We start from the raw sequence: 1,329 nt of genomic DNA, 5'->3' as shown, positions 1-1,329 counted from the left end.
CAGGGTAAGCGCAAGAAAAAAGGGTCTGTGACATGCTAGAGGCAACCCATCACTGTGCCCCCTGAGAGTTGCCATGAGCCAAGGCTTTGCACTCAACGAAGAGACCGCTAAAGCTGGTCAGACCCAGCCGCCCTTGTGCGCGGCCACCGATGCCGCCGCCATTCAACAGCAGTGGGAATCACACTTTGCTGAACTCAAAGACCCGCGCGGTAGTCAGGGGATAGCGCACCCGTTCTTGAGCATCGTGATGATCGCGATTCTAGCGGTCATCGGCGGCGCGACGGGTTGGGAGGACATCGAAACATACGCTGAGAGCCACCAGGCGTGGCTGAGCACCCTGTTCTCGATACCGAACGGCGTCCCCCATGCCGACACGTACCGTCGGCTGTTCGAGCAGATGGCTCCTGATGCCCTAGAGCGTTGCTTTTTGGGCTGGGTGAAGCAGATCGTTGAGGCCAGTGGAGCCCAAGTGATTCCCATCGACGGTAAGACGATTAAAGGCTCCTACGACCGCAACCGTAAGCAATCTGCGCTCCACGTTGTCAGCGCCTGGGCCAGCGAGCATCGGCTGTTGTTAGGCCAGGTGAAGGTCACCTCTAAGAGCAACGAGATCACCGCCATTCCTGCATTGCTGAAACTTCTCGATATCAGTGGCTGTATCATCACCCTCGATGCCATGGGCACCCAGAAGGAGATTGCTCGTGAGATCCTGGGGCACGGGGCTGATTATGTCCTCTGTCTCAAAGCCAATCACCCCACCCTGTGGGCCGAGGTCATGACGTGGTTTAAGCAGGCTGAGTCCGCCAACTTTACCGATTTAGAGCACAGTGATGATGCTCGGGTGGAGTCGGGTCATCATCGGCGGGAGCATCGGCAGGTGTGGGCTGTACCAGCTGTCGTCATGGGAGACCTCCACCAAATCGAGCAATGGGCGGGACTCAAAACCATTGTCATGGTGAAGCGGGTTCGCCACCTCTGGAACAAGGTGACCCGAGAGACGATGTTTTACATCACGTCGTTGCCCTGTGATGCAGCCCTCATTGGTCGGGCGATTCGAACCCATTGGGGAATCGAGAATCAACTCCACTGGGTGCTCGATGTCACCTGGGGTGAGGATAAGTCTCGCATTCGACGGGGCCATGGGGGAGAGAACATGGCGCTCCTAAGACGCTTAGCCATCAGTGTGCTGAACCAAGAAACCTCTAAAAAGCGCAGTCTTAAACAAAAGGCGAAGCGAGCTTCAATGAGTCCTGACTACATGCTCACTGTCCTTGCCGCTGGTCTGGCAACGTAGCACAATTCCCCGATGTTTTTCTTGCGCTTACCCTG

General features: G+C 56.5%; 1 protein-coding gene. It reads left to right on the top strand.

Annotated features, from left to right (window positions below; translation table 11 throughout):
- The first annotated feature begins 73 nt into the window (after nucleotides 1–73).
- Nucleotides 74–1,294 carry an ISAs1 family transposase gene (locus JUK32_RS16985; protein ID WP_204140053.1) on the top strand — a complete coding sequence of 407 codons (1,221 nt, stop codon included), beginning with the start codon at nucleotides 74–76 and terminating at the stop codon, nucleotides 1,292–1,294.
- The last annotated feature ends 35 nt before the right edge of the window (nucleotides 1,295–1,329 follow it).

It is taken from the genome of Halomicronema sp. CCY15110 (assembly GCF_016888165.1).
Lineage (GTDB): Bacteria > Cyanobacteriota > Cyanobacteriia > Phormidesmidales > Phormidesmidaceae > Halomicronema.
Note: the sequence above shows the minus strand (reverse complement) of the source record. Positions and strands in the feature narration are given on the sequence as shown.